This window comes from Paraburkholderia sp. RL18-085-BIA-A (assembly GCF_046027075.1).
Lineage (GTDB): Bacteria > Pseudomonadota > Gammaproteobacteria > Burkholderiales > Burkholderiaceae > Paraburkholderia.
This window is the reverse complement of sequence record NZ_JARESU010000018.1, coordinates 35,118-62,028: the sequence shown is the minus strand read 5'-3', so window position 1 is coordinate 62,028 and position 26,911 is coordinate 35,118. Positions and strand designations below refer to the sequence as shown.

Here is a 26,911-nt window from a genome sequence, read left to right as displayed (position 1 = left end):
GCTCTGCGTTGTTACAATCGGCTTACATCCAGCCATGCGCGCCGGCTCGCGCCGTAGCTAACGCGATGGCCACTTCCACGCGGGCAGTTCGCGCTCGTCGGCAGCGGCGATACGCGTGGCGCCGAAATGCTTCTCCAGCACGATCGACTGGCTCGCCTCCTCCCGTTCGAGCGCCGCAATCAGCCGCGCCGCGTGCGACACCACCAGTACCTGTGAGTGCGCGGACGCCCGCGCGATCAACCGCGCGAGCGCCGGCAGCAGGTCCGGGTGCAGGCTCGTCTCCGGTTCGTTCAATACCAGCAGCGCGGACGGACGCGGCGTCAGCAATGCGGCGACCAGCAGCAGATAGCGCAACGTCCCGTCCGACAGTTCCGCGCCCTTCAGCGGCCGCAGCAGGCCGTGCTGGCGCATCTCGACTTCGAAACGGCCGTCGCGGGTCGTGACGTCCAATTGCGAGCCGGGAAACGCGTCGTCGATCGCAGCGTCGAGCGCGGCCGGGTCGCCGATCTCGCGGATGGTTTGCAAGGCCGCGGCAAGATCCGCGCCGTCGTTCGACAGCACCGGCGTATGCGTGCCGATCTGCGGCAGACGCGCGGCCGCTTCGGCGTCGGTGCGGAAATGGTCGTAGAAGCGCCACGAACGGATCTGCTCGCGCACCGTGATCATTTCGGGCGCGCTGCGCGGGTCGGAGAACTCCGTCATCATGCTGTCGAAACTCGCGACCGGTTGTGGCACGGTCTGCCAGTCACCGTTCTCGTCGCGCGTGCGCAAGGCGACACCGTGACGGTCGACCAGCAAGGCCGAAGGCCGCAGCACCGGCCCGCTCCAGATGCACTCGCGCTTGATCACCGGGTCGAGCAGGAATTTGCTCGGCATCGGCGGCGGCAAACCCAGGTCGATCGCATAGCCGAATTCATCGCCGGAAAAGCCGAGCCGGAGACTGACCGGGTCCTTGCGGCGCGTGCCCTCGACCGGCGCGTCACCCGTCAGCATGGCCCGCGAAAAGCGCTCGGGACCGGCCCAGAGCGTCGACGGCAAGCCGCCTTCGCGGGCGAGCGACGTTATCACCCCGCCGCGCGCCGTTTCCGCCAGCAGGCGCAACGAGCGATACACGCTCGACTTGCCGCTGCCGTTCGCGCCGGTGATCACGTTCAGGCGTCCGAGCGGCACGATCAACTCGCGTAGCGACCGGTATCCCGCGACAGCCAACGTGGTCAGCATGCGGCCGCCGATCGTTCGAACGCTACCCGCACCTCAAGCGCGCGTTCCATCACTTGTGGCCGCCATCCTCGCCCGGCTTCTGCAGGGGCACGCTGCGCAAATCGTTGAGGAAAGTGTCGCGCCACACGCCGAGATCGTTCTTGCGCAATGCCGCCATGTTGATCTCGTGACGCCGTTGCCGTGCGTCGAGTGGCATCTGCAACGCGCGTTGCAGCGCCTCGCACATGCCGATCGCGTCATGCGGATTGACCAGCAGCGCGCCGGTCAGCTCCGCCGCCGCGCCCGCGAAGATCGACAGCACCAGCACGCCGGGGTCGTCGGGATTCTGTGCGGCGACATACTCCTTCGCGACCAGGTTCATGCCGTCGTGCAACGGCGTGACGAAGCCGATCTGCGATTCGCGAAACAGCGACATCAGCTTCCAGCGGTCGTACTGCTGGTTCAGATAGCGGATCGGCGTGTAGTCGAGGCCCGAATAGCGGCCATTGATTCGTCCTGCTTCGTATTCCAGGTCCTGGCGGATCTTCTGGTAAGTGGCGACGTCCGAACGCGTCGGCGGCGCGATCTGCACCAGCGTGACGTTGCCGCGCCATTCAGGCGAGCGCTCCAGCAGATGTTCGAACGCGCGGAAGCGCTCGACCAGCCCCTTCGAATAATCGAGCCGGTCGACGCTCATGATCAGCTTGCGCCCTTCGAGACTCTGTTTCAGGTCGAGCACATGCTGGCGGCTTTCGTAGCGCTTGGCCTGTTCGGCGATTTCGTCGGGAAACACGCCGATCCGGTAGACCCCGGTGCGCAGCTTGCGCCCGAACGCTTCGACAACGCCGTCCGCGCGCACCGTGCCGCGCGCGTGACGCGTCACGTAATCCTGGAACGCCTGTTCGTCGGTGGCGGTCTGGAAGCCCAGCAGGTCGTAGCACGACAGCGACTTCACCAGTTCTTCGTGCGGCGGAATGTTGAGCAGGATTTGCGGCGCGGGAAACGGGATGTGCAGGAAAAAGCCAATGCGGTTCGTGACCCCCTCGTTGCGCAGCGCCTCGGCGAACGGGATCAGATGGTAGTCGTGAATCCAGATCACGTCATCGGGTTCGAGCAGCTTGATCAGCTTGTGCGCGAGCCACGCATTGACGCGCCGGTAGCCGGCGTACTCCTCGCGCTCGTAGCGGGCGAGGTCGTTGCGGTAGTGGAACACCGGCCAGAGCGTCGCGTTGGAAAAGCCGCGATAGTACTGGTCGTAGTCCTTGCGCGTGAGGCCGACGGTTGCGAAGGTCACCGCGCCGTCCTGCTCGAGCGTCGGACCGGCATTGGCGACGGTCTCGCTGACCACGTCGCCGCTCCAGCCGAACCACACGCCTCCCGCATCCTTCAGCGCGCCGAACACGCCGACCGCGAGGCCGCCCGCCGATCCCTTGGTTTCCGTCGGCGTTGCGACGCGATTCGACACGACGATCAGTCGGCCCATGTTGGATGTCCTCCTTGGTTCGCACGGCGCGGGCTAGTGTGCGTCGGGGGCCTGCGGCGTTGGGCTAGGTGAGCTTCCCGCGAGCGAGCGCTGCGACGCCGAAGCACGATGATGCGGATTGCGCCGCGCCAGGTTCGTGAGTGAGTGGACGGTTCGACCGCGCGGATACAGGATCGGTTCGATGCGTTGTGTCATGCGGCGCTGATTGTGCGGCGCTCGGGTTCGCATGGTGAGCCGCTCACGCACGGAGCGACCAACGAAACCCATGCACTCGCATGCTCACGCACTCACGCCAGTATGCACCCCACCCGCTATACCCTCTCCTTCGCTTTCTGCGCAGCGTCCGCCGCGCCCGGCCGACCGATCCGGCTTGCCACCGGATCCGCCTCGGTATGCGCGGCAGTGCTGCCGGCAGGCGCCTGCGCGCTGCGCGGCACCCAGTCGAGCGGCTCGCTGACGGTGGTTTCCAGTTCCGCCGACACTTCGGCGCGCGTGCGCGGCAAATACTGCGGATAGTGCTGCTGGATGAAGCCGAGCAGTCCTTCGCGCACGCGGCAACGCAAGTCCCAGTTCAGGCCGGAGTCGGGCGAACTGACGAGCGCGCGCAATTGCATCGAGCGCTCGGTGCCGTCGGTGACCTGCAGCACCTGCACGCGGCGGTCCCACTCGGGCGCGCTCTCGACGATGCGCGCGAGTTCTTCGCGCAGCGGCGCGAGCGGCATCCGGTAATCGACGAACAGAAACACCGTGCCGATGATCTGCGAACTGCTGCGGGTCCAGTTGGTGAACGGATTCTCGACGAACCATTGCAGCGGCACGATCAGCCGGCGCTGGTCCCACAGACGCACCGACACATACGTGCCGGTGATTTCCTCGATACGCCCCCACTCGCCCTGGATCACGACGACATCGTCGAGGCGGATCGGCTGGGACAACGCGATCTGCAAGCCGGCGATCAGATTGCCGAGCACCGGCCGCGCCGCGATACCGGCGACCAGACCGGCCACACCGGCTGACGCCAGCAGGCTCGCGCCGACCTGCCTGACATTCGGAAAGGTCATCAGCGCGCCGCCCGTGCCGACGATCACGATCAGAATCATCACCGAGCGCGCCAGCACCCGCGCCTGCGTGTGGATGCGGCGCGCCTGCAGGTTGTCGGCGCTATCGAGTGGATGGGCGCGGATGATCGCCTCGCCGATGGCGGCCGCCGAGCGCACCGACAGCCACGTGAGCGCGGCGATCAGCGCGATCGCGGTGACGTCGCGGATCGGCTCGATGTAGTTGAGCGTGTCGGGCGCCTCGGCCAACACGCCTTCGACCATCAGAATCACGAGGACGAACAGCGACGGTTTGTCGATGTAGCGCAGCACCACGCTGGTGAGCGGATGCGGCCGCGCGATGCGCAACACGACGCGCGCACCGAACCGGTGGACGCCGACGGCCACCGCCGCCAGGATGACCGACACGACCAGAGTGCCGAACCAGGTGTGCAGCGGCGCCTCGGCGGCAAGGCTGAATTCGTCGAAAGTAGGCATGAGGGGCATTGTCCTCCTGGCTTGAGTGTAGACAGGACCGCGGTGCCTGACACGCGCGGGCCGCGCCGGGTGGCGCGGGGTGATATGCGGCGCCGTGTCGTGCCGGTCAGGAGCCGCGTGGCGCATCCACGAAACTACCGACATCTTAGTGTTCACACACGCGAACGGGGAGCCGGCCCAGGCGTCCCGCCATGCGGCAGCAACCCGAAATTCAACCAGGTTTGACGCGTTCGTCCCGGGGCGGGTTTTCGGGCGCGCGACAGTCCGGGCCGCACACAAAAGCATTGGCAAACCGGAACACGCGGGCAAGCGCGCCACGCGTGCGTCTCCAGTCTGCTATCAGATCAACTTCCAGATCAACTTCCGCTCTTGCAAGGAAACGCTTTGCCGAGTCCCAGCGAGATCGCCGTGCTGGCGTTGTAGCCCGCGACGTTCGGATTTTCCGCGATGTATTTGCGCACCGCGTCGGTCAACTGCGCCGAGCGCGCGTCGGCCGGCAGGCAGAAGTATTGGCCGACCCGCGGGCCGGTCGTGCCGCCGATCGCGTCGATGGTGTTGAAGATGCCGTCGGCGGCGCCTTCGATATAGGCTGCGCATGCACTGCGCGATGCCACATCCGTCTTGGTGCACAGCTTGTTGAGGTCGCCTCCCGTAAACGCAGCTGCCGATAGCGGTACGGCAAACGCGCTGGCGAAAATCAAAGCCCGCAGCATGGTGTTCCTTTCCAGGGTCGTTTATCAGGCGGTCTTACGCCGCGTCCAGAGGGCGCGCCGGACGGCGCGCCAAGTCGTCATTCTGCACTGTTTTACGCCGCGGCAGCAGTCAGGCCGTCGCGATCTTCAGGCCGAAGCTCAGCCCGACGCATAGCGAATCCGCGCCGACGGCCAGGCCACCCCGGTCCGTCTCGCCACGTGTCGCCACGCCGTTCACTTCTGTTGCATCTGCTGCATGCGCGCGCTCAGGCCTTCGACCACGTCCGGTTCCTTGTAGGTCTTCGCGAAATCGAGCGCCGTCATACCGATCTGGTTCTTCACCGTCAGATCCGCGCCATTGTCGAGCAGCAGCTTGACTGTCGACACATGGCCGCCGCGCGCCGCCATCATCAGCGGCGTGGTGCCGTTCGGCGAACCGGCGTCGACGTAGGCCGAATGGTCGAGCAGCACCTTGACGATGTCGTCGTGCCCATTCGCGGCCGCGTAGTGCAGCGGCGTCCAGCCCTTCTTGTTGACCTCGGCGTCCTTCGCGATCAGCAGGTTGACGAAGTTCAGGTCGCCGCCCAGCGCGGCCATCATCATCGCGTTCTCGCCGGCCTTGTCCTCGATCTCGATGTTGGTCTTCGGATTGGCCAGCAGCGCCGCGCCCACCTTGTCCGACTTCTCGCGCGCGGCGAGCACCAGCAGCGGGATGCCCTGGTTATCGACGCTGTTCGGGTCCATGCCCTTGGCGAGCAGTTTGTTCACGCCGTCGACGTCGTCGAACTTGACCGACTTGATCAGCGAATCGATCGGTGCGGCTTGCACCGGCGCTGCGCTCAGCGCCGTCAGCGCCGCGCACGCGACGGTGGCCGCAAGGGCCATGCGCGAGGCGCGGCGCCGCGCCGAAGCCAGCGCGCCGCGCATGGCGGACGTCTGTTGGGGTGCAGCGGTCGACATCGAAATGATTTTCATAACTTACTTTAGGGAACTTCCCTATCCTTTTGATATTGCGAGTTTTTTAGAATCAGGCGCCGGCGGGCGCGGGGATCTTGAAAAGGCGGAAGAAGTTCTGCGTGGTGGCGGCGGCCAGCGCCTCGTCCGGCATCTCGCGTTGTTGCGCGATGAAGCGTCCGACATAACTTACGTACGCAGGTTCATTAGGCTTGCCGCGATACGGCACCGGCGCGAGGTACGGCGAGTCGGTTTCGATCAGCAGGCGCTCGAGCGGCACGCGGCGCGCGACGTCCTGCACGTCGGTCGCGCTCTTGAATGTGACGATGCCCGACAGCGAGATGTAGAAATTCTGCGCGAGCGCCTGCTCGGCGACCGACCACGGCTCGGTAAAGCAGTGCATCACGCCGCCCGGCTCGCTCGCGCGCTCCTCGGCCATGATCCGCAGCGTATCTTCCGCCGATGCCCGCGTGTGGATGATCAGCGGCTTGCTGGTTGCATGCGCGGCGCGGATGTGGGTGCGAAAGCGCTCGCGCTGCCATTCCATGTCGGCGATCGTGCGGCCTTCCAGACGGTAGTAGTCGAGCCCCGTCTCGCCGATCGCCACCACCTTCGGATGCTCGGCCAGCTCGATCAGCTCGGCCACGCTCGGCTCGCGCATGTCCTCGTGATCGGGATGCACGCCGACCGACGCGTACACGTTCTCGTGCCGGCTGGCGATCTCCAGCACGGACGGCAGCGTCTCCAGATCGACCGAGACGCACAGCGCATGCGTGACCGAATGGCTGCGCATGTTCTCGAGCACCTGCGGCAAGCGGTCGGCGAGTCCTTCGAAGTTGATGTGACAGTGCGAGTCGACAAACATGATGAGGTCCTGCGAAAAATGGGCTGAGGCTGATCAGGCGGCGGTGTGGGCCGTATCGAGGCGTTTGCCGAGAATCACCAGATCGCGCTCCACGCCGTCCAGCACGGCCACGCGCGGCAGCGTGCCCCATACGTCGAAGCCGAAGCCGCGGAACAGCCGCAGGCTCGCGCCGTTGTGGCCGAACACGAAGCCGAGGACGGTGTCGATGCCGAGCACCGGCGCCGCCGCAAGCGAGGCCGTCAGCAATTGCTTGCCGAGGCCCTGGCCGCGCGCGCTTTCGTCGAGATAGATGCTGACTTCGGCGGTGCGCTGATAGGCCGGGCGTCCGTAGAAATCCGAAAAGCTCAGCCACGCGATCACGCGGCCGGGCTGCCGCGGGTCTTCCACCACCCACAGCGGGCGCTTTTGCGGACCGTGCGCGTGAAACCACGCGAGCCGGCTTTCCGCGCTGACCGGTTCGAGATCGGCGGTGACTTGCCGCGACGGCACCGTGGAGTTGTAGATGGCGACGATCGCGGGCAGATCGTCGAGGGTGGCATCGCGGTAGGCAAGGCTCATGGTGCTCTGATTTGAAATGAAAGACGATTACGGGGCGAATGACCGGGCTGGGCGCGCAGCGCAAACCCAAGCCAGCCTGGACGGCGCGGCCGGGCTCACGCGAACAGCTCGCGGTAGCCGATAAACAGTTCCTCGAACACCAGCCGCGCGTTCAAAGGATGGTTCTCGACAGCGCGCTGGCGCGTCACGGTGCGGATGAAGCGCGCGAACGCGCTGGCGTCCGCTTGCGACGCGCAGCGCGTCAACGCCACCGACGCCTGCGGAAAATAACGCGGCGCGCCGGCGGTGCGCTGCGCCAGCAGATCGTACATCCAGCGCTGCAGCCAGCCCAGCACCAGCGGCACGGGCAGCTTCTGCAGCGCCTCGCCGCAGGCGAAAGCGTCGCAGTCCGGCCCGGCGGCCAGTTGCTTGAGCGTCCAGTCACGCAGCGTACGGTTCTCGTCGCTGGCGAGCGCGAGCGCCGCGAGTGGCGCGCCGCCGGCTTCGGCGAGCAGCGCGGGCGCCTCGGCGACGCCTTGCGCGGCCAGCCACTTCGTCGCCACGTCCGGCGCGGGCACGCTCAGCGGCCATTGGCGGCAGCGGCTGATGATGGTGGGCAGCAGCCGGTCGATGCGCGCCGACACCATCAGGAACACGACGCCCGCGGGCGGCTCTTCCAGCGTCTTGAGCAGCGCATTGGCCGCCGCGATGTTCAGCGCTTCGGCCGGATACAGCACGACCACGCGCGCGCCGCCACGGTGCGAACCCAAGCCGACGAAGTCGAGCAGGCCGCGTATCTGCTCGATCTTGATTTCCTTGCTGGGCGTGCGAGTCTTCTTGCCTTCGTCGGCGTCGGCCTTCTCGGCCTTGTCGTCGGCGGCGGTGCCCACGCCGGCTTCGGCGGCGAGCGCCTCGGGCACGACGATCCGGTAGTCCGGATGATTGCCTTGCGTGAACCAGTTGCAGGCCACGCACGCGCCGCACAGCTCGCCGTTGGCTTGCTGCGCCTCGCACAGTAGTCCTTGCGCGAGATGCTGCGCGAAGCGCAGCTTGCCGATGCCCGCCTGCCCATGCAGCAACAACGCGTGCGGCCAGTGGCCGCGCAGCTGCTGCAGGCGGCTCCAGTCATCGGCTTGCCACGGATAGATCATCGTTTCTCTTTGAAATCAATCGGTTGAAAGCGTTAATTGAGGCGCAGTATCAAGTTCGCTGAGCTTGGCACGCTGTTATAACGGCAATTTATATTCTTTTAGAATCAAAGGACTGCAATCAACTCTTCAAGTTGTTTCTGAATTCGCACGATGCTCTGCGAAGAGTCGATGATAGCGAACCGGTACGGCGCCTCTTCTGCACGGCGCAGGTATTCAGTGCGGGTGCGGTCGAAGAACGCCGTCGACTCGCTCTCGAAGCGATCCGGATCACGCGCCGCGCTGCGCCGTTCGTTGGCGATCGCGGGCGGCAGGTCGAACAGCACCGTCAGGTCCGGCTGGAAGCCGCCCTGCACCCAGCGCTCCAGCGTTTCCAGCTTGTCGCGCGGCAGGCCGCGGCCGCCGCCCTGATACGCGAAGGTCGCGTCGGTGAAACGATCCGACAGCACCCAGTCGCCGCGCGCGAGCGCCGGCTCGATCACTTCGGCCAGATGCTGGCGGCGCAGCGCGAACATCAACAGCGCCTCGGTTTCGAGGTCCATCTTCTGATGCAGCACGATCTCGCGGATCTGCTCGCCGAGCGGCGTGCCGCCCGGCTCGCGCGTCATGACGACCGCGCGGCCGGTGCTCGCGACCTTCTCTTCGAGCCGTTCGCGAAACCAGCCGAGATGGGTCGTCTTGCCGGCGCCGTCGATGCCCTCAAACGTGATGAATTTGCCCCGCGCCATCATTGCCCTCGAATGTATTTGTCCACGGCCTTGTTGTGATCGCCGAGGGTGTCAGAAAAGATGCTGCTGCCGTCGCCGCGCGACACGAAGTACAGCGCGGAGCTTTGCGCCGGGTTCAGCGCCGCCTGCAGCGACGCGACCCCGGGCAGCGAGATGGGAGTCGGCGGCAAGCCCATCCGGGTGTAGGTATTGTAGGGAGTGTCGGTCTGCAGGTCTTTCTTCCTGATGTGGCCGGCGTAGCTGTCACCCATGCCGTAGATCACGGTCGGGTCGGTTTGCAGCGGCATGCCCGCACGCAGCCGGTTCGCGAACACCGCCGCCACCATCGGCCGGTCCGACGTCTTGCCGGTTTCCTTTTCGATGATCGACGCCATCGTCAACGCGTCGTACGGCGTCTTGTAGGGCAGGTTCTGCGCGCGTGCGAGCCACGCCTCGTCGAGCCGCACGCGCATCAACCGGTACGCGCGGCGATAGATATCGAGATCGCTGGTGTTCTTGTCGAACAGATAAGTGTCCGGGAAAAACAGCCCCTCGCCGTTGCCGATCGACGCCTCCGGCGCGCCGATTGCGGTCATCAGGTCGGCGTCGCTCATGCCGAGCGTGTCGTGCTTGAGCGCCGGATTGGCGTCCAGCTCGGCGCGCATGTGCTTGAAAGTCCACCCTTCGATAATGGTCGCCACATACTCGTTGACGTCGCCGCGGGCGATTTTCTGCAGCACCTCGTAGGGCGTCACGCCGGTCTTGAACTCGTAGTTGCCTGATTTGAGCTCGGTTTGCAAACCCAGCAGCCGCGTCATGATGATGAACAGCTCGGGCTCGAGCGGCACGCCGCCGCGATTGAGCTGCAGCGCGACGCTGCGCAGGCTGCTGTGCGGTTTGACGGTGACGTCGAGTTGCGCGGGGGTCAGTTCGAGCGGCCTGGTGGCCCAGTAGTATCCGCCAGCAATTGCGGCTGCGGCCAGCACAACGACAATCGCGCCGGCGACGAAACATTTCTTCAGGAGGGACACGACGAGGAATGATTAAATTTTGAACCGCAAGCGGTTGATTTAAAACACGAAGGTCTCGTGCCGGTCAGCATTGAGACTTTGCCAGTTGGTAGCCTTTTTGGCCCATTTCGACCCGTATTGTATAGGTGTGGGCACGATGTGGGCACAAACAGCAAAGCTGCCCGCAGGCGGCTCTCCCGCGATCACTCACTATTCCAGGGTGTCGGGCACGAGCTGCTTTGTGCGCAATGATCCGGCGCTTCGTCCAGGGACGGGAAACTGGTTGACTGGTTGATGTGCCGAACCCAGCCAGGACGACCGGGTTGCGGCCGCGCGCAGCCCAGGGATGACTGGCTCGGTTCGAGCAGCGAAGGCTTATCGCCCAGACTGGCTGTGCGTCGATCAATGCGGTTCGCCGAGGCAAGCGTCGGCAACATCGACGATCGGGTCGCTGTCGGCGTGAGCTTGAGGAAACCGGTCAACGCACTTGATTTGAGCGAAGGTCCACCAGGTTCCCGGTGGATCGTGACCCAGCCACATCACGGTGGCTGCGACCTTGGTTCGCAACCCCCATTGCCGCCAGTCAGCACCTGTTGGCGAAAAGTTTCCGTGACTGTCCGTGTACAGGTTGCGGTCCAACCCGTACTGCTTCAGATAAGGCGGATTGAGGCGCGCCTCGAGCGTAGCCGGCTCGCCACGCGCGATGCCGGCTTGCGCTATAGCCTCGTCCCGGCGGAAATCGCGCACGGCATAGCCGATCACCGACAGTTCGAACAGCAATACCCCGCCCACTGCCGTGCACGTCACAACAATGCAGAGCGAGAGCGCCCAAAGTACCCCCCTTCTGGCCGTCGGTGTCTTCATCACTCTCGACCTCCGCCCGGCGTCGGGATTCGGCGCCATGCCCGGCGCTTCGTTCGCCATTCAGATGGCCGCTCGCCATTGCCGCCACGTATTTGATATGGTCACGGCAGTCGTGTCGGGCAGAGTGCCCAGTTGCCTCGCCAGGAAGAACCAAGCCGGTTCACAGTCCGGTACGGGTGATTCAGGCCCTTTGTAGGATGTCAATCGCCTTTTCGGCATCGTCCAGCGAGTCGACCGCGAGATAAGCAATGAACTGCGTGCCAAGTACAGCGGCCGAGACGCCGCGGAGGTTGATCCCCCCGTCCGCCAACGCCTGGGTCAATTGCGCGATGATGCCCAGTTGATCCAGACCCATTACACGCACAGAGTGCAGGGTCCGGGTGACGCTGAACCCCACCTGTGTGGCGGCACGGATCGCACTATCTCCCTGTAGCGGAGCAACAAATACGACCCCCTGCCCCGATGTCTCCGGCGTGCGACGTGCCACGACGAACTGCAAGTCGACACCCGCATCCCGCAAGACGTTTAATACCTTCGCAAGGCCACCCGGCTTGTCGTCGATGGTAGCCGCCCAAACATCGATAAGTTCCACGCTCAGTTCCATGGCAGTCCCTCCCGCCTGACGGACCTCATTAGAAAAATCTACTTCACGAACGGCACGCAAGCAAGGTAGGCAGCGCAACGCGACGACCTACGCCACTCTTATTGCCGCAACTTCAATCTAACTGCACTGTGACGAGGTCAAACGGGCTCGCAAGATGAGTCGGACGTTCACCGCACTCGATCGGCGCTCTCCGTCCAACTGTCTCAGTTCAACCCTTCTGAGCATTCGGCAAGTTGCCCGGCAAACGGTGGGTTCTGGAGGGGCAACGGCCGTTGCCATTCACTGGTGCCCGGGCCGTACTTCGGCCATTGCGGAAGTTCGCCCGAATGGGCGGATCTGACATGTAAGTTCCCGCAGCTGTTCGACGTCACCACTTTGGCTCCGCGCCCCCTCGCAGCTACCGCCTTTGTCCCGCACATAAATGGTGGTATGCGCGATCAAATGTCGCGCGTGCGCGGGATGACAACTGCCTGGCCGCGCAATTTGCCTTCCGCATCGAGAAGTTGCCACAGTGTTGCTTCCTCGATCATGAAGCGCTGGCCTGACTTGGTGACACGCACGCCTGCTCAACGGCGGAAATGGCCGAGGCCTTTCCGCCTTTCGGTCCCCAACACCTCAACGCTCAACCCGGCTGGTCTTAGGTAAGTTGTCACGGCGGCCTAATTGAACATTTCCGGCCGTAAGTCGCTCACCTCGATGATCACATCAGCCGGCAGGTTCGCCCGGCGTGCGGCCGCGCGGATTGCTTCGGCGTTGGGCGCCTCATATAGACAATATGTCTTCTTCTTGTCCGCACTGAGGAACGAAAAAAGCCACTCGACGCCCTCTTCGTCGTTGATCCGCCTGAGAGCGTCCGCACTTTCGCTGGTGACCTCGAGCTGTTCCGCGAAGTTTCGTTCAATCATAAAACGTGGCATGAGCTTCTCCTCAATGGTAGCTGCTTCGTTGTGCTGCGGATCCTGCGATCGGCCGCGTTAGAGTCTGAGCGACGCGCTGGCCTGAGCGCCGGCAATGCGCTCGACGAGCGCAAACATCTTTAGTTCTTTCGCTGCAGCTATGGCCTCGGCGAGCAGATGCTGTGCTCGTTCTCTATCGTCGACTCCGTTGCGCGCTGCCAGCATGAGTGCGTATTCGTGCCTGCCATGCGCAAGCCAGGGCCACGCGCGCAGGCGCTCGTCTATGCGCAGCCCATATTCGAAATGCTCCTCGGCAGCGGACCAATCGCCCAGCGCACGGGCTAGCATGCCGAGATAACGCGCCGCCGACCCGCAGCACAGCGTAAAAACAGGAACGGTGACAACCTGGTCCCGAAACGGCAGAAGAAGCGCATAGATCTGCTCAGCGTGCTCGACGTCCTGGAGCCGCGCTGCAACTTCCGCCAGATACGCCAGCGTAATGAGCCGCTTGCTGTCCACGGGGATGCCGAATTCCGATTCCACGAGGCGATCGAGATTGTCGCGGGCTTGCGCTTCGAAGCCGAGATCGCTGCAGATCAGCATGAGCCCGGGCCGCCACGCAGAGCTTCCGGAATGTTCGTCGACGAACCGCTTGAAGAGCGGTGCCACCTCGGCGAGCCGGCCTTGCTCGCGGCGTATCGTGAACATCTGCATGCCGTAGACGCCCGTTGCGAGTGTCGCGTCGACCGTCTGCGCCATCTGGAGCGACTCTCGCGCCTTGTGCTCAGCCGCGGCGAAGTCTCCGACCAGTATCGCCCGCATCGCCTGCGCACCCGTCACACACCACTTGTCGACGAAGTGCTGCCCGCTGGCGGCGATTTGCCGATACCTTTCCAGCGCGCTCTCGAAGCGTTCCACCTGGCCGATCTCCAGGTAGCCGGCGAGACATCGGGCGCACGCATGACCTACGGTGTGCGCATCGCCGAGATCCTCGGCAATCCGGCTCAACTCCTGCAACACGCTTTCGCGCTCGGCAAACTTCTCTGCAGGCAATGGCCGAGCTCCGACATGCATCATCTCGCAAACCAATGCGTCGAAGAGGCTCGGCAGGTCGTTCAGGCGTCTGGCGAGGGCGACGGCCTCCAATGCCAATTCGTCAGTTTGTTCACGCGCACCCGTCATGTGAACGGTGCGGACGAGCCGACTCAACAGGCGACAACGCTCGACCGACTCCTGCGTACCGACCAGGGTGAGCGCCTCCTTGAGCAATGAAATGGACGCGGTGCCGGAGCCTTCGAGGAACGTCTCGGCGGTATCGAATCCCAACGCCGCCTGCACAAGAAAAAACGGGAGCTTGTGTTCACGGGCAATCTGGGCACCCTGCCTGAACGTCGCAATCGCCTCGCGCCGCGCCAGCCTGAGTTCCGCTCCGCCTCTCGTCAGTAGCAAGGACAGCAGATGGGTAGCCCGATCCTGAGCGCAGTAACCGCATCGGTCGAGCAGTTCGAGCCCGCGCTGCGCGTGCGCGATAGCCTCTTCGTAGGCCGCGCCCGCAAGCGCCCGTTCTCCGGCACGCTGCCAGTAACCGATTGCGCGCGCCGGCAGCTCGGCCGCAGCGAAGTTCTGGGCGATCAGTTCGGGTTGCCGTTCGGCGACTTCGGGATAATGCTGCTCCAGAGCGATGGCGATCTGCGCATGGTATTGGCGGCGGCGCGCAAGCAATAGCGATTGGTACGCGATTTCCTGGATCAACGCATGCCGGAACAGGTACGCATCTCCCCCCGCAAGCGTGCCGGAGGCCGGAACGATGATTTCCGCTGCGACCAGGTGGTCAAGCGTTTTCTGTAATTCGTTCTGGGGCTTCGACGCAATCAGGCCGAGGAGCTTTCTGCCGAACTCGCGTCCCATAGTGGCCGCGATCTGGGCAGTTTCCTTGACGATTGGCTCCAGCCGGTCGAGCCGCGACAACAGCGAGCCCTGCAGCGTATCCGGAATCGCAATTGTCTGTGGCGTTCCCTTTAATTCGTAGCTGACGCCTGCATCCTGCAACAGATCGCCCTGCAGAACCGTCTTGGTTAGCTCCTCGACAAAAAGCGGCACACCGTCGGTTTTGGAGAGGATCTGATCGAGTACGAGAGCCGGTAGCCTCTTTCCATCGGTCAGCCGTTCGATCATCGCGATGGAATCGCTGCGCGACAGGCGGTCGAGATTGACTTGTATGAGATGTGGGTAGGCCCATCCTGGTTCGAACTCGGGCCGCGCGGTGAGCAGCACAAGCAGCGGAGCGGACACCAGTCGCTCGAGCAGGAGCCGGACAAACTCCTGCGAAGACGGATCGATCCAGTGCGCGTCCTCTACGACGACGAATAACGGCTGGACGCGCGCCGATCTTTCGACGATCGTGACAAGCACGTCGAGCGTCCGCCGCTTGAATGAAGGCGATGAGGAGTCGATCGCCGGATGGCGCCCGGCCGCCGGAATGCCGAGCAAGGTTCTGAGCACGAGAACCATTTCTTCGACATCGACCCCGAGTCGTGCGACTGCCGCCTGCAGCGGTTCGAGATCCGAAGCGCTGGGCGCGTCGGGTCCGAGACCAAAGTCGCGACGTAACCAGCGCAATACCGGCCAGAAAGGGCTGTTGCGATAGTACGGGGAACAGTGGAGCGAAACGACCGCATGGGTGTCTTCCCTGATGCTATCGCCGAATGCCCGGAGCACACGGGATTTTCCGATGCCCGGCTCGCCGATCAGCAGCACGCAGCGCATTTCTCCATCGACGCTCTGCTTCCAGCGCTGCCGGATCATCTCGAGTTCCGCAGCCCGTCCGATGAGCGGCGTCATGCCGCGGGCTGCCTTGACTTCGAAGCGGTTAACCGCATCCGCCTGCGCGAGCACGCGCTGGACCTTAACCGGACCGGAGACGCCTTTCAGCTCTTGCCGACCGAGGTCTTCGAGCAGGAATGATCCTTCGATCAGGCGTTGCGTCGCCGGGCCCACGACGATTGCATCGGGCGCTGCGAGCGATTGCAGCCTTGCCGCAACGATTGGCGCTTCTCCGACGATCGCCTGGCGGTCCAGCGTGGACCCGGCGCCGATTGCCCCAACGACGACCAGCCCCGTCTCGATGCCGATTCGTACCTGCAGGCGCACGCCGTGCTCGACTTCGATGCGATCGTTGGCCTCGCGCATCGCAGCAACGACGGCGAGCGCGGCAAGTACCGCGCGCACGGCATCGTCTTCGTGTGCATTCGGGTACCCGAAATAGACGAGCAGTCCGTCACCGAGGTAAAGCGCGATGTGACCTTCATGCGCTTCGATCGCGCTGGCGCAGGCTTGATGGTAGATGCCCAGCAGGCCTCGCATGTCCTCGGGATCGAATCGCTCGGCAAGCCCTGTCGAATCGATCAGATCGACGAACATCACCGTGAGCTGCCGTCTCTCGGCGTCGGCGGATGTGGACGTGGCCGAGGGGGGCGGCTGACTTCGTTCGTTCGCGCGTTGAAACGGTCGCCGATGAATTCCCGTGCGCCCCGCAAGACCTTTGGCGAGCCGCTTGCGGTCGCCAAGCGTCAGGCCGAGTTCCTTCAACTCGTCATCGGAAAGATCGCTGAGCACGTCCCAGTCGATCCCTTCGGAGGCGAACTTCGCAGCGTGCTCACCGAGGCCGATGTGTACCAGCCAGGTCGTAAGATCGTCGGTCATCGCTGGATCTGTGACATACCAATCAGGCTATGATCGGCGAGGAAACCTGACTTGTCCATGCGCCCTCGCACGCGTTCCAACGACTGCTTGATAAAGCACCACACATGGCAGACGTGTGTGCCAGTATTGCTTAAGTAAGAGCACCGGAAACTGCGGCAGGGCGTTTCGCTGGAATCCGAGGGACCGTCCTGGCCGATTCGGCACAGTAGGACCGTTCTGCGAGCGTCCGCCGCAGCGGCTGGAACCGGCGGTCCAATGTCCATTTGCACGGGATACGTTTGAGCAAGGGTGAGTTGGCGTTTGTCAGTTTCTACGATGAGCAGATAGGGCAAGTGAAATTCTGTGTTGTCCCACGTTCTCATGTGCAGGTGTCGATAGACCGCCATAACTCAGCGTGCCTCCGGATGTTGCGGAACACTCAACGGGCCCGATCACGGACGAAGACGCGCTCAAGCTCGAGGGCATGGCCTCGAGAACGTCCGGTTCCAGGACGTGCCCCGCACGTGGGCGAGCTGGCACGTTCAGGCAGGGACGCCGCTGAATCGGCTGAGGAGTTGGGGTGCTGGGCGAAGTATGAACACGTTCTCCGGTATGCTCATCTTGCGCCTGACCATCCGGCAGAACACGCCAACATGGTCACAATCTGGGCACAACCGGATGCGGACAACCTGCAAACCCTTGCTGCATAAGCCTTGGGCCTTGGCAGAGACCTCATGCAAGTAGGGCTATGCGGAACCTAGCAGGGTTGGACTGCATATAATGCTTGTTTGCCTCAGCCAAAGTCAGAATTGACTGTTCTACGAATCCATGAACACACCGCTCGCAACCGCTTCAGGCACCACGTCAGCTACACAGTCCGGCACACCTTCGCTTGCCGTGCTGCCGCGCCCGTCGGCCGATGAATTCGATGCCGTGCTCCATCACGGCGCCTACATGCCGCTCACGCAATTCGGCGTGATCGACGCGACTGGCGACGAGGCGGCGAGCTTCCTGCACGGCCAGCTGACCAACGACACCCAGCATCTGGACGCCGCCCACGCGCGTCTTGCGGGCTACTGCTCGGCGAAGGGCCGTCTGCTGGCTTCGTTTCTGACGTGGCGCAGCGGCGACACGATTCGCCTGCTGGTGTCCAAAGATGTGCAGGCGGCAGCGCAGAAGCGGCTCTCGATGTTCATCCTGCGCGCGAAGGCGAAGCTGGTCGACGCCAGCGGCGAACTCGCCGTGGTCGGCCTTGCCGGCGACGTGCGTCGCGCGCTGTCCGGCGTGTTCGACGCGCTGCCCGACGGCGTGCACGTGCAGGTCGACGGCACGGCGGGCTCGCTGATTCGCGTGCCGGATGCGCTGGAACGGCTGCGCTATCTGTGGATCGGCCCGAAGGCGCAGGTCGAGGCGCTGCTGCCCTCGCTCGACGACAAACTCAAGCGCGTGTCGCCGGCGGTGTGGGACTGGCTCGACATCCGCGCGGGCGAGCCGCGCATCACACAGCCGGTGGTCGAACAATTCGTGCCGCAGATGGTCAACTTCGACGTGCTCGGCGCGGTGAATTTCCGCAAGGGCTGCTATCCCGGCCAGGAAGTGGTCGCGCGCAGCCAGTATCGCGGCACGATCAAGCGGCGCACGTCGCTCGCCAACGTGGAAGGCGAACTGGCGAGCGTGCGGCCCGGCACGGAGCTGTTCCATTCGGACGATCCGGGCCAGCCGTGCGGAATGATCGTGAACGCGGCGTCGGCGCAAGGCGACGGGGTCGATCTGCTGGTCGAGACCAAGCTCGCGGCGCTCGAAAGCGGCTCGGTGCATCTGGGCGCGGCCGATGGCCCGGCGTTACGCTTCCTCGCGCTGCCCTACGGATTGCCGACCGAGGTTTGACGCCTTGACCACGCGAAGCGGCGCAATCAGGCGCCGCTTTTTGCCGACCTCTTCAACGCCAACGCTCTCACCGGGAGACGCTCCCCGATGTGCCTGATCGTTTTTGACTGGCGGCCCGACGCGCTCGACGGCCCGCTTTTCACGCTCGCCGCGAATCGCGACGAATTCTTTCGCCGCACGGCCGAGCCGATCAACTGGTGGCACGACGCGCCAGGCGTGCTGGCGGGCCGCGACCTGCTGGGCGGCGGCACGTGGCTCGGGCTGTCGCGCGATGGCCGCTTCGCCGCGCTGACCAATTACCGCGCGCCGCACGAAATGCGCGCCGATGCGCCGACCCGCGGCACCCTCGTCAGCGACTGGCTGAGCAGTTCAGCACGTGATCCGGACGACAGCGCGCACGAGAGCCCGCTCGCATATCTGCAACAGGTCGCGCGAACCGGCGACATCTACAACGGTTTCAATCTGCTGGTGGGCGACTGGACGCGCCGCGAACTCGCCTGGTATTGCAACCGGGCGGATCGCGCGCCTGCGCTGCTCTCGCCCGGCACGCACGGCATCTCGAACGCGGTGCTCGATACCGCGTGGCCGAAACTCGTGAACAAGCGTACGCAACTGGGCACGCTGCTCACGCGCGACGCGATGCCGCCGCTCGAACGTCTGATCGATCTGATGCGCGACCCGCGTGTCGCGCGCGACGACGAATTGCCATCCACCGGCATCCCGCTCGAACGTGAACGGGTGTTGTCGGCGGCGTTCATCGAGTCGCCGGACTACGGCACGCGCGGCACGACCGCGTTGCGCGTGAGCGCGCATGGCGAAGTGATCAGCGTGGCCGTTGCCGAGCGCAGCGACGACAACGGCTCGCATCGGATCGTGCGGCCGGGTGACTTCGAGCGCAGCTTCGCGTTCAACATCGAACGTGAGATTGCGTGAAGCGTGCGTGAGGAGCGTTGCGTGGTTCGGTAGTCTGGACTTGTTCCGATGCTCTGCAACCAACGCTCCGAACCCAGCATGCTGAAACGAAAACCCCCGCTACTCCACCCTGAACGCCGCGCGCAAAGCCGCCGCGGCATCCGCATGCGCATGCGCGACCTCGGCCACGTAGCCGCCCATCTTGAAGAATTCGTGGATCATGCCCGGATAGCGCCTGAGCGTGACCTGATTGCCCAGCGCGCGCAGTTTCTCCGCGTACGCATCGCCCTCATCGCTTAACGGATCGTATTCTGCGGTCGCGATCCAGGCCGGCGCGACGCCGCGAAAATCGGGCGCGCCGCGCTGACCGTCGAGCGGCGCGAAACGCCAGTCATCGCGATCGTTTTCGTCGCGCAAGTATTGCTCGAAGAACCATTGGATCGTGTCGCCCGACAGCAGGAAACCGTCCGCGAGGCGCGAGTGTGAATCGGTTTGCTGATGGCCGGTCGTGCCCGGATAGATCAGCAATTGCGATGCGAGCCGAATGCCCGCGTCGCGTGCGAGCAGCGCGCAGACCGTCGCCAGCGTGCCGCCCGCGCTATCGCCGCCGACCGCCAGCCGGTCCGCGTCGACGCCATATTCCGCGGCGTGCTCGCGCAGCCAGGTCAACGCGTCGAAAGCGTCGTCGACCGCGGTGGGAAATTTGTGCTCCGGCGCGAGCCGGTAATCAACCGACAACACCGTGCATTGGCCGTCGCGCGCGAACATCCGGCACAGCGCGTCATGCGTGTCGACACTGCCTACCGTGAAGCCACCGCCGTGGTAGTACGCGAGCGCCGGCGCGGGCTCCGCCCAACTCGGCTCGACCGCCTGATAAAGACGCGCACGAATCGCCGCGCCATCACGGGTCGGGATCGACAGATCTTCCCGCGTGAACATCGGCGCGCTCGCGATCTCCAGGATCGGCGCGCTCATTTCATACGACGCGCGCGCCTGTTGAGCGCTCATCTGATGGTATTGCGGGCGCTTCGCCCGCGCGATCATGTCGAGCACCTGCTCGATCTTCGGATTCAACGGCATGGTGCGCGTGGGGCATCGGGTGGCGCATGCGCGCCGATGGTTGGAAAGAGCCGGCCGCAGCCTGCCGGCGACAGGTTCGAGCGCCTAGCCCGCGTTCTTCACTTCGGGCTTGAGCGACATCGGATCGGTGGGATCGCGCAATTGCTCGATGTCCTCGTGCCGCAGCTTCACCGTCGCCATGATGCCGGGATGCGTGACGACATAGAAGCGCCGCGCGGCAATCGCTTCGAAGGTGATGTCGGCGACATCGGCGGCGCTCAGCTTGCCCGACTGCACCGCGCGATGCAACTGCCTGTCCGCGGCGATCTGCGAGCGGGTCGGCGCGCCCGCGTTGCGCAGCTCCGATGGACGCACGCGTTCCGCGTCGGCGATGCCGGTCGGCACGAAGGCCGGACACAACAGCGAACAGCCGACCTGCCGCCCCGCCGCTTGCGTTCCCGCCGCCGTCCCCGCGACCGGCGCTTGCGCGAGTTGCAGGTCGTGATAAAGCGTTTCGGTCAACGACACCACCGCATGCTTCGACGCGTTGTAGACGCCCATCGCGGGCGGCGACAACAAGCCCGCGACCGACGCCGTGTTGACGATATGCGCGGGCTCGTTCTGCGCCAGCATGATCGGCGTGAAGACCCGCACGCCGTGTGCGACGCCCATCACGTTGACGCCGAACACCCACGACCAGTCGTTTGCCGAGCTTTCCCACACGAAGCCGCCCGCGCCCACGCCCGCGTTGTTGAACAGCAGATGCACCTTGCCGAACGCGGCGAGCGCCGCTTGCGCAAGCGCTTCGACCTGGGCCACGTCCGACACGTCGGTCGGCACGCCAATCGCGTCGGCGCCGCGCTCGCGCAACGCGTCGACGGTCCGCGCGAGCGCGGCGGGATTCACATCGGCGAGCACCAGCTTCATGCCGAGCGACGCGCCCTTCTGCGCGAACGCCTGGCCGAAGCCGCCGGCCGCCCCGGTGATCACCGCTACCTTGCCTGCGAATTCGAACATCGTCTGACTCCCGGGTTGAGTAGCGGCTTGCACGTGCGCTGCCGCGCTCAGATCAGCTTGACCAGCTGTTTGCCGAAGTTCTTGCCTTTGAGCAGTCCCATGAACGCCTCGGGCGCCGCATCGAGCCCTTGCGCGATGGTCTCGCGATACTGCAGCTTCTTCTGCGCGACCAGCGTGCCGAGTTGCTTGAGCGCTTCCGGCCACACTTCCATATGCTCGCTGACGATGAAGCCTTGCACGAGCAGCCGCTGCGTGAGCATCAAGGACGGATGCTTGAGCGGCATCGGCTGACCATCATAGCCCGCGATGAATCCGCACAACGCAATGCGCCCGAACGCGTTCATGCGCGCGAGCGTCACGTCGAGCACTTCGCCGCCGACGTTCTCGAAGTAGCCGTCCACGCCGTCCGGCGTCACGGCCTTGAGTTCCTGATACAGATTGCCCGCCTTGTAATCGACGCATGCGTCGAAGCCGAGCGTCTCGACCACGTAGCGACACTTGTCCGCGCCGCCCGCAATACCCACCGCGCGCGCGCCGGCCAGTTTCGCCAGTTGACCGACCACGCTGCCCACCGCGCCGCTCGCCGCGCTGACCACCACCGTCTCGCCCGCTTTCGGCGCGATGATCCGGTTCAGCCCGTACCATGCGGTGACGCCGGGCATGCCGACCGGGCCCACATAGGCCGATAGAGGCACATGCGTGTCGTCGACTTTCTGCACGCCGGCTCCGTTCGACGTGCCGTATTCCTGCCAGCCGAACATCGCGACGACCTTGTCGCCGACCGCGAACTTCGGATTCTTCGACTCGACCACTTCACCGACCGTGCCGCCGATCATCACTTCGTTCAGCGGCTGCGGCGTCGCGTACGACTTGCTGTCGTTCATGCGTCCGCGCATGTACGGATCGAGCGACAGGAAGTGATTGCGCACGCGCAATTCGCCATCGGCCAACGGCGCGAGCGGCGTTTCGACGAGCCGGAAATTGTCGGGCGTGACCGCGCCTTGCGGACGCGAAGCAAGCACGAGTTGACGGTTGATCTGGGGCATGACGGTCGTCTCCATGAGTTACCGATGAGTTGTCGGATGTGTTAGCGATGATTTAGCGATCGGTGCGGTGAATGTGTTGGGCGCTTGCGTGATCGTCGTGACAGGCGCGCGTGGCTCGCTCGGCTCACGCGCTTGCCGTGGTCGCGCCATAGTCGCGCCGTGGTCGATCAGCCATCGCTCGGGCCGGGTTTCGCCGACGGGTCACTGCGCAAGCGCTGCTGCGTCACGTCGCGGCCGACCGCAAGGCGTCGCATGTATTTGAAGGTGCCGAGCGCCTTGGCGACGAAGTGGCCTTCGCTATCGCGGATCTCGCCTTCGCAATAGGCCATGGTGGTCGAGCGGTGCAACACACGACCGGTCGCGCGCAATTCGCCGCGGCCCGGCTGCATGAAGTTGACCTTCATTTCGACGGTGACGACGCCGACGCCGTCGCCAGCCAGACTGCGTGCGGCCATCGCGAGCGCGACATCGGCGAGCGTCATCGTGACGCCGCCGTGCGCGACGTCCCACGTGTTCATGTGATCGGGCTGCAACGGCAGCACGACTTCGCTGACACCGTCGGCGGCCGACAGCAACTGCGCGCCGAGACGATCGACGAACGGGCTCTCGGGCAACGATGGCGCGGCAGCTTTGGGGGATGAGGATGAATCGGTCATTGCGTATTCAGGGTTCGTGGTCGGCACAGCGAAATGTGGCCGATGGGACTGGCGTTTTCGTTGAGCTTTAACATCACAATATGATGAATCGTGGAGTCAGCCTCGCTGCGCGGCTTCGTAGCACGACTCGTCGCATCCGGACGCACGGCGAGCCGCAGGCGCGCGCAGCAGGAAATGATACCCGCTATCGCATCGGCGCATGGGTGGCCAGCCTCTGCGCGAGGCGCCCCAATCTCCGCACCGCCTCGTCGGCCCGATCGAGATCCGTGCTCGGGCAACTCAACCGGATGAAGTGATCGAAACGCCCCGCGTTCGTAAACACCGTCCCTGGCATGATGCGAATACCGTCATCCAGCACGGCGTCGAAAAGCGCCGACGACGACACGTCGCGCGGCAACTCGATCCAGAAAAACATCCCGCCGCGCGGCGGCGTGAAGCGCGTGCCTTCGGGAAACGACGCGACCACCGCCGCCGCCATCCGTTCGCGCTGTAGCCGCAAGCCGTCGCGCAAACGCCGCAAATGCCGCTCGTACGCGCTGGTTTCCAGAAAGCCGGCGAGCACCACTTGCGACAGTTGCTCGTTATGCCGCGACTGCGCGAACTTCAGCATGCCGACGCGCGGATGCCAGCGTCCGCCGTTGATCCAGCCGACCCGCATGCCGGGCGCCAGCGTCTTGTTGAACGACGTGCAATGGATCACAGTGCCGTCGGTGTCCCAGGCTTTCAGCGATCTGGGCGGCGGCGCGGCATCGGCGAGCTCGCGGTATGGATCGTCCTCGATCAGCGCGATGCCCGCGCGCGCGCACAGTTCGACGAGGCTCGCCTTGTGCGCGTCGGGCATCACGCTGCCCAACGGGTTTTGCAGGTTCGGCACGACCACCACCGCCTTGATGTCGGGATGCGTTTGCAGCGCGAACGCCAGCGCTTCGATCGCGATGCCGGTGCTCGGGCTGGTCGGGATTTCGAGTGCGCGCAGGCCGAGGCTTTCGAGCGCCTGCAGCAGACCGAAAAAACACGGCGACTCGACCGCGACGGTATCGCCCGGCTGCGTCACCGCGCGCAACGCGAGGTTGACGGCTTCGATGCCGCCGTGCGTCATGATGATGTCGTCCGCGCCGATCTGGATGCCCGCGTCGAGCGCCCGCCGCGCGATGATCGCGCGCAACGCCGGGTCGCCCTGAGCGTGGCCGGCGGCGGTCAGCAACGTGGGCTGCCGGCGCAGCGCGCGCAACGCGGCCTTCTGCAACGCGTCGGTCGGGTACAGATCGGGCGACGCGGTCGCGCCGCCGAGATTCAGCGCGTGCGGATAGCGCTGGAATTTCGACACGATCGTGGAAATCGAAGAGTGAATGCCGACGAACTGCGCGGCGCCCAGCATCGCGAGATCGGGTTCGGACGCGGCCGGCAACGCGGCTGCCGGCGCCACGCGCACGAAATAGCCGGCGCGCGGCCGGGCGTCGATCAGCGCGGCGCGTTCGAGCACACGATAGCTCTCGGTCGCCGTCGCGAGACTCACGCCGTGCCGTTGCATGAACGCGCGCATCGACGGCATGCGGTCGCCGGGGAGCAGCACGCCGTTGCCGATCGCGCGGCGGTATTGGTCGGCCAACTGCCGGTAAAGCGGCTGGCTGTCCGAAGGACGGTCGATGGACGAGCCGGGCTGGCAGAGGATGGATTCGGTCATGAGCCGATGGTGCGGACAGATCTCGCGCCGCGACAGATACACATCGCCGTGATTCCGACCGATACAGCATGTCGAAAGGACGCACTGCACCGGTTCAGATTGTCGACGGCTGCTGCTGTTTTCACGTATGCGGACTCAATAAGCTGTACAGCATGAAAACGATTCAAAGGATCTGTCATGTCTGTGCGTCAACCTGTTGCCGACCCGCGCCGCCCTGTCGCTTTCCGTGTTGCCGCCGCTCAGGTGGCCATGCACGACTTGCGCGCGGGTAGTTCGATCGTGGCCGTCGAAGGCGCGCTGCAACTCGGCTTCCGCGATCATTCGCTGGCATGGCTGGGCGATGCCGTGCCGCTTACGTCGTTCGCCTTGCCGCAAGGCGAGCGGTTTGTGACGCCGCAACGCGGCGTCGTGACGATCAGCGCGATGCAGGCGAAGCCCGCGGCGTTCATCGTGCTGTGCCCGCGTACGGATCGCGGCGTGCAGGGTCTCATCCGTCGCGCCACGCATCGCCTGGCCGCGCTCGTCAGAACACGGTTGCGGCGCGCCGCCTGAAACGCTCTGCTCGGGCGATGCCGCCCGGTACAATGCATGACCAACCCGCTTCCTTCGAGGTGCTGGTCATGTCCTTGCCGCGCGCGCCGCTGTCCAGCCATGTATCCGGTCTTTACCGCCTGCTCGCCGTCTTCACGTTTTTCACGCTTGTCACGTTGACGCTCAATGGCTGCGCCGGCCTGTTCGGCGCCGACCCGCTGCGCGTCAGTGTGGCCGGTATCGAACCGATCGCCAGCCAGGGGCTGGAGATGCGCTTCAACCTCAAACTGCGCGTGCAGAATCCCAACGACTCCACGGTCAGCTTCAACGGCGTGTCGCTCGATCTCGAACTGAACGGCAAGCCGTTCGCCAGCGGCGTCAGCGATCAGGCGGGCACCGTGCAGCGCTTCGGCGAGACCATCGTCACTGTGCCGCTGACCGTGCCGGCTTTCGCCGCCGTTCGCCAGGCCTTCGCGGTCGCGGACGCCGCGCAGTCGGGACAGATTCCGTACATCCTGCGCGGCAAGTTCGCGGGCGGCATGACGGGCACGACGCGCTTCATCAATCAGGGAACGTTGAGCCTGTCATCGCTTGGGGCGGCTTCGAACTGAACGTCGCGAATAGCGAGGATAAAAAACGAACACCACGGATTCGGCGCGGACTTCCCGTTCCGCGCCGAACCCGCAGCGCCCGCCCTCTCAGGTCCCCTCAAACACAGCCCCCGTCAAACCACTTCGAACAAGCCCGCCGCGCCCTGCCCGCCGCCGATGCACATCGTCACGACGACCAGCTTCGCGCCGCGCCGCTTGCCTTCGATCAACGCATGGCCGGTGAGCCGCGCGCCGGACACGCCATACGGATGCCCAACCGCAATCGCGCCGCCGTTCACGTTCAGGCGATCATGCGCAATGCCGAGCTTGTCCGCGCAATACAGCACCTGCACCGCGAACGCCTCGTTCAATTCCCACAGGTCGATGTCCTCGACCTTCAGACCCGCCTGCTTCAGCAGCTTCGGCACCGCGAACACCGGGCCGATGCCCATTTCGTCCGGCTCACAGCCAGCCACCGCGAAGCCGCGGAAAATGCCGAGCGGCTGCAGCCCTTCACGCTCCGCCACTTTCGCGTTCATCACGACGCAAGCCGACGCGCCGTCCGAAAACTGGCTCGCGTTGCCGGCGGTGACCACACCGCCCGGCATCGCGGTACGAATCTTCGCCACGCCTTCGAGCGTCGTGTCGGCGCGAATGCCTTCGTCGCTGCTGACGGTCACTTCCTTCGTGTACAGACGGCCGCTCGCTTTATCGGCGACGCCGGCGAGCACCGTCAACGGCACGATCTCGTCCTTGAACCTGCCGGCTTCGAGCGCGGCCGCCGCGCGCTGCTGCGAGCGCACGCCGTATTCGTCCTGACGTTCCTTCGAGATCGAATAGCGTTTCGCGACGTTCTCGGCGGTCTGCAGCATCGACCAGTAGATTTCCGGCTTGTTTTTGCTGAGCCAGCCATCGGCCATCATGTGGCGGTTCATCTCGTTCTGCACGCACGAGATCGACTCCACGCCGCCGGCGACGAACACGTCGCCTTCACCGGCGATCACACGTTGCGCGGCGAGCGCGATAGTTTGCAATCCCGACGAACAGAAACGGTTCACTGTCATGCCCGGCACGCTGACCGGCAAGCCGGCGCGCAACGCGATCTGCCGCGCGATGTTGCCGCCCGTCGCGCCTTCCGGATTCGCGCAGCCCATGATCACGTCCTCGACGCGCGCCGGGTCGAGCTTCGCGCGCTCGACGGCGGCCTGCGTCACGTGGCCGCCGAGCGTCGCGCCGTGCGTCATGTTGAAACCACCGCGCCATGATTTGGCAAGGCCCGTGCGGGCGGTCGATACGATTACGGCGTCAGTCATGCATATCTCCTACTTCCAGATGTCGATGGTGGCGCGTTGG

Annotated in this window: 25 protein-coding genes; 4 read left to right on the top strand and 21 right to left on the bottom strand. The window is 64.7% G+C overall.

Annotated elements, in window-relative coordinates:
• Positions 1-57: 57 nt before the first annotated feature.
• The 15 genes from P0D89_RS15220 to P0D89_RS15150 all read right to left on the bottom strand — a co-directional run bounded on the left by P0D89_RS15220 (position 58) and on the right by P0D89_RS15150 (position 16,197).
• Positions 58-1,221 carry an AAA family ATPase gene (locus tag P0D89_RS15220; RefSeq protein ID WP_408358151.1) on the bottom strand — a complete coding sequence of 388 codons (1,164 nt, stop codon included), beginning with the start codon at positions 1,219-1,221 and terminating at the stop codon, positions 58-60.
• A 49-nt stretch (positions 1,222-1,270) separates the two neighbouring features.
• Positions 1,271-2,683, bottom strand: coding sequence for an alpha,alpha-trehalose-phosphate synthase (UDP-forming) (gene otsA / locus P0D89_RS15215; protein WP_408358152.1), 1,413 nt, complete (start codon positions 2,681-2,683; stop codon positions 1,271-1,273).
• A 311-nt stretch (positions 2,684-2,994) separates the two neighbouring features.
• Complete coding sequence (locus P0D89_RS15210) at positions 2,995-4,218, bottom strand: mechanosensitive ion channel family protein (RefSeq protein WP_408376889.1); 1,224 nt, start codon at positions 4,216-4,218, stop codon at positions 2,995-2,997.
• Positions 4,219-4,574: 356 nt separating this feature from the next.
• On the bottom strand, positions 4,575-4,931 hold the full coding sequence (locus tag P0D89_RS15205; RefSeq protein WP_408358154.1) for a Rap1a/Tai family immunity protein: 357 nt from the start codon (positions 4,929-4,931) through the stop codon (positions 4,575-4,577).
• A 213-nt stretch (positions 4,932-5,144) separates the two neighbouring features.
• The gene (locus P0D89_RS15200; protein WP_408358155.1) at positions 5,145-5,885 is read right to left on the bottom strand and encodes an ankyrin repeat domain-containing protein; all 741 of its coding nucleotides are present in this window, start codon (positions 5,883-5,885) and stop codon (positions 5,145-5,147) included.
• 52 nt (positions 5,886-5,937) lie between these two features.
• Positions 5,938-6,729 (bottom strand): TatD family hydrolase, encoded by a 792-nt coding sequence (locus P0D89_RS15195; protein WP_408358156.1) that lies wholly within the window; start codon positions 6,727-6,729, stop codon positions 5,938-5,940.
• 33 nt (positions 6,730-6,762) lie between these two features.
• On the bottom strand, positions 6,763-7,287 hold the full coding sequence (locus tag P0D89_RS15190) for a GNAT family N-acetyltransferase (protein WP_408358157.1): 525 nt from the start codon (positions 7,285-7,287) through the stop codon (positions 6,763-6,765).
• Between the two features lie 95 nt (positions 7,288-7,382).
• Positions 7,383-8,417 (bottom strand): DNA polymerase III subunit delta', encoded by a 1,035-nt coding sequence (locus P0D89_RS15185; RefSeq protein WP_408358158.1) that lies wholly within the window; start codon positions 8,415-8,417, stop codon positions 7,383-7,385.
• 104 nt (positions 8,418-8,521) lie between these two features.
• Positions 8,522-9,142, bottom strand: coding sequence for a dTMP kinase (tmk, locus tag P0D89_RS15180; protein WP_408358159.1), 621 nt, complete (start codon positions 9,140-9,142; stop codon positions 8,522-8,524).
• Positions 9,142-10,152, bottom strand: coding sequence for an endolytic transglycosylase MltG (mltG, locus tag P0D89_RS15175; protein WP_408358160.1), 1,011 nt, complete (start codon positions 10,150-10,152; stop codon positions 9,142-9,144). Before mltG ends, tmk begins: the two co-directional genes overlap by 1 nt.
• 381 nt (positions 10,153-10,533) lie before the next feature.
• Positions 10,534-10,995 carry a hypothetical protein gene (locus P0D89_RS15170; protein ID WP_408358161.1) on the bottom strand — a complete coding sequence of 154 codons (462 nt, stop codon included), beginning with the start codon at positions 10,993-10,995 and terminating at the stop codon, positions 10,534-10,536.
• A 181-nt stretch (positions 10,996-11,176) separates the two neighbouring features.
• Positions 11,177-11,599, bottom strand: coding sequence for an ACT domain-containing protein (locus P0D89_RS15165; RefSeq protein ID WP_408358162.1), 423 nt, complete (start codon positions 11,597-11,599; stop codon positions 11,177-11,179).
• A 437-nt stretch (positions 11,600-12,036) separates the two neighbouring features.
• On the bottom strand, positions 12,037-12,159 hold the full coding sequence (locus tag P0D89_RS15160; RefSeq protein ID WP_408358163.1) for an MEKHLA domain-containing protein: 123 nt from the start codon (positions 12,157-12,159) through the stop codon (positions 12,037-12,039).
• A 99-nt stretch (positions 12,160-12,258) separates the two neighbouring features.
• A complete protein-coding gene (locus P0D89_RS15155; protein WP_408358164.1) occupies positions 12,259-12,516 on the bottom strand; it encodes a nickel-binding protein in 258 nt (85 codons plus the stop codon).
• A 57-nt stretch (positions 12,517-12,573) separates the two neighbouring features.
• Entirely contained in the window at positions 12,574-16,197 is a 3,624-nt protein-coding gene (locus P0D89_RS15150) for an AAA family ATPase (RefSeq protein WP_408358165.1), read from the bottom strand.
• 807 nt (positions 16,198-17,004) lie between these two features.
• Here P0D89_RS15150 and ygfZ point away from each other — a divergent pair.
• Positions 17,005-18,063, top strand: coding sequence for a CAF17-like 4Fe-4S cluster assembly/insertion protein YgfZ (gene ygfZ, locus P0D89_RS15145; protein WP_408358166.1), 1,059 nt, complete (start codon positions 17,005-17,007; stop codon positions 18,061-18,063).
• Between the two features lie 87 nt (positions 18,064-18,150).
• Positions 18,151-18,996, top strand: coding sequence for an NRDE family protein (locus tag P0D89_RS15140; RefSeq protein ID WP_408358167.1), 846 nt, complete (start codon positions 18,151-18,153; stop codon positions 18,994-18,996).
• A 99-nt stretch (positions 18,997-19,095) separates the two neighbouring features.
• Here the strand turns inward: P0D89_RS15140 and P0D89_RS15135 are convergent, their stop codons facing one another.
• From P0D89_RS15135 to P0D89_RS15115, 5 genes are all read right to left on the bottom strand, one after another.
• Positions 19,096-20,055: an alpha/beta hydrolase gene (locus tag P0D89_RS15135; protein ID WP_408358168.1), complete on the bottom strand. Its 960-nt coding sequence runs from the start codon at positions 20,053-20,055 to the stop codon at positions 19,096-19,098.
• A gap of 84 nt (positions 20,056-20,139) precedes the next feature.
• A complete protein-coding gene (locus P0D89_RS15130; RefSeq protein ID WP_408358169.1) occupies positions 20,140-21,051 on the bottom strand; it encodes an SDR family oxidoreductase in 912 nt (303 codons plus the stop codon).
• Between the two features lie 47 nt (positions 21,052-21,098).
• Positions 21,099-22,097: an NADP-dependent oxidoreductase gene (locus P0D89_RS15125; RefSeq protein WP_408358170.1), complete on the bottom strand. Its 999-nt coding sequence runs from the start codon at positions 22,095-22,097 to the stop codon at positions 21,099-21,101.
• A gap of 167 nt (positions 22,098-22,264) precedes the next feature.
• Positions 22,265-22,753 (bottom strand): PaaI family thioesterase, encoded by a 489-nt coding sequence (locus P0D89_RS15120; protein ID WP_408358171.1) that lies wholly within the window; start codon positions 22,751-22,753, stop codon positions 22,265-22,267.
• Between the two features lie 184 nt (positions 22,754-22,937).
• Positions 22,938-24,437 (bottom strand): aminotransferase-like domain-containing protein, encoded by a 1,500-nt coding sequence (locus tag P0D89_RS15115; RefSeq protein ID WP_408358172.1) that lies wholly within the window; start codon positions 24,435-24,437, stop codon positions 22,938-22,940.
• A gap of 177 nt (positions 24,438-24,614) precedes the next feature.
• On the opposite strand from P0D89_RS15115, the gene P0D89_RS15110 reads away from it, so the two are divergent.
• The gene (locus tag P0D89_RS15110) at positions 24,615-24,989 is read left to right on the top strand and encodes a hypothetical protein (RefSeq protein ID WP_408358173.1); all 375 of its coding nucleotides are present in this window, start codon (positions 24,615-24,617) and stop codon (positions 24,987-24,989) included.
• 68 nt (positions 24,990-25,057) lie between these two features.
• The gene (locus tag P0D89_RS15105; RefSeq protein ID WP_408358174.1) at positions 25,058-25,579 is read left to right on the top strand and encodes an LEA/WHy family protein; all 522 of its coding nucleotides are present in this window, start codon (positions 25,058-25,060) and stop codon (positions 25,577-25,579) included.
• A 113-nt stretch (positions 25,580-25,692) separates the two neighbouring features.
• On the opposite strand, the gene P0D89_RS15100 is transcribed toward P0D89_RS15105, so the two are convergent.
• Positions 25,693-26,871 (bottom strand): acetyl-CoA C-acyltransferase, encoded by a 1,179-nt coding sequence (locus P0D89_RS15100; protein WP_408358175.1) that lies wholly within the window; start codon positions 26,869-26,871, stop codon positions 25,693-25,695.
• Between the last annotated feature and the right edge of the window lie 40 nt (positions 26,872-26,911).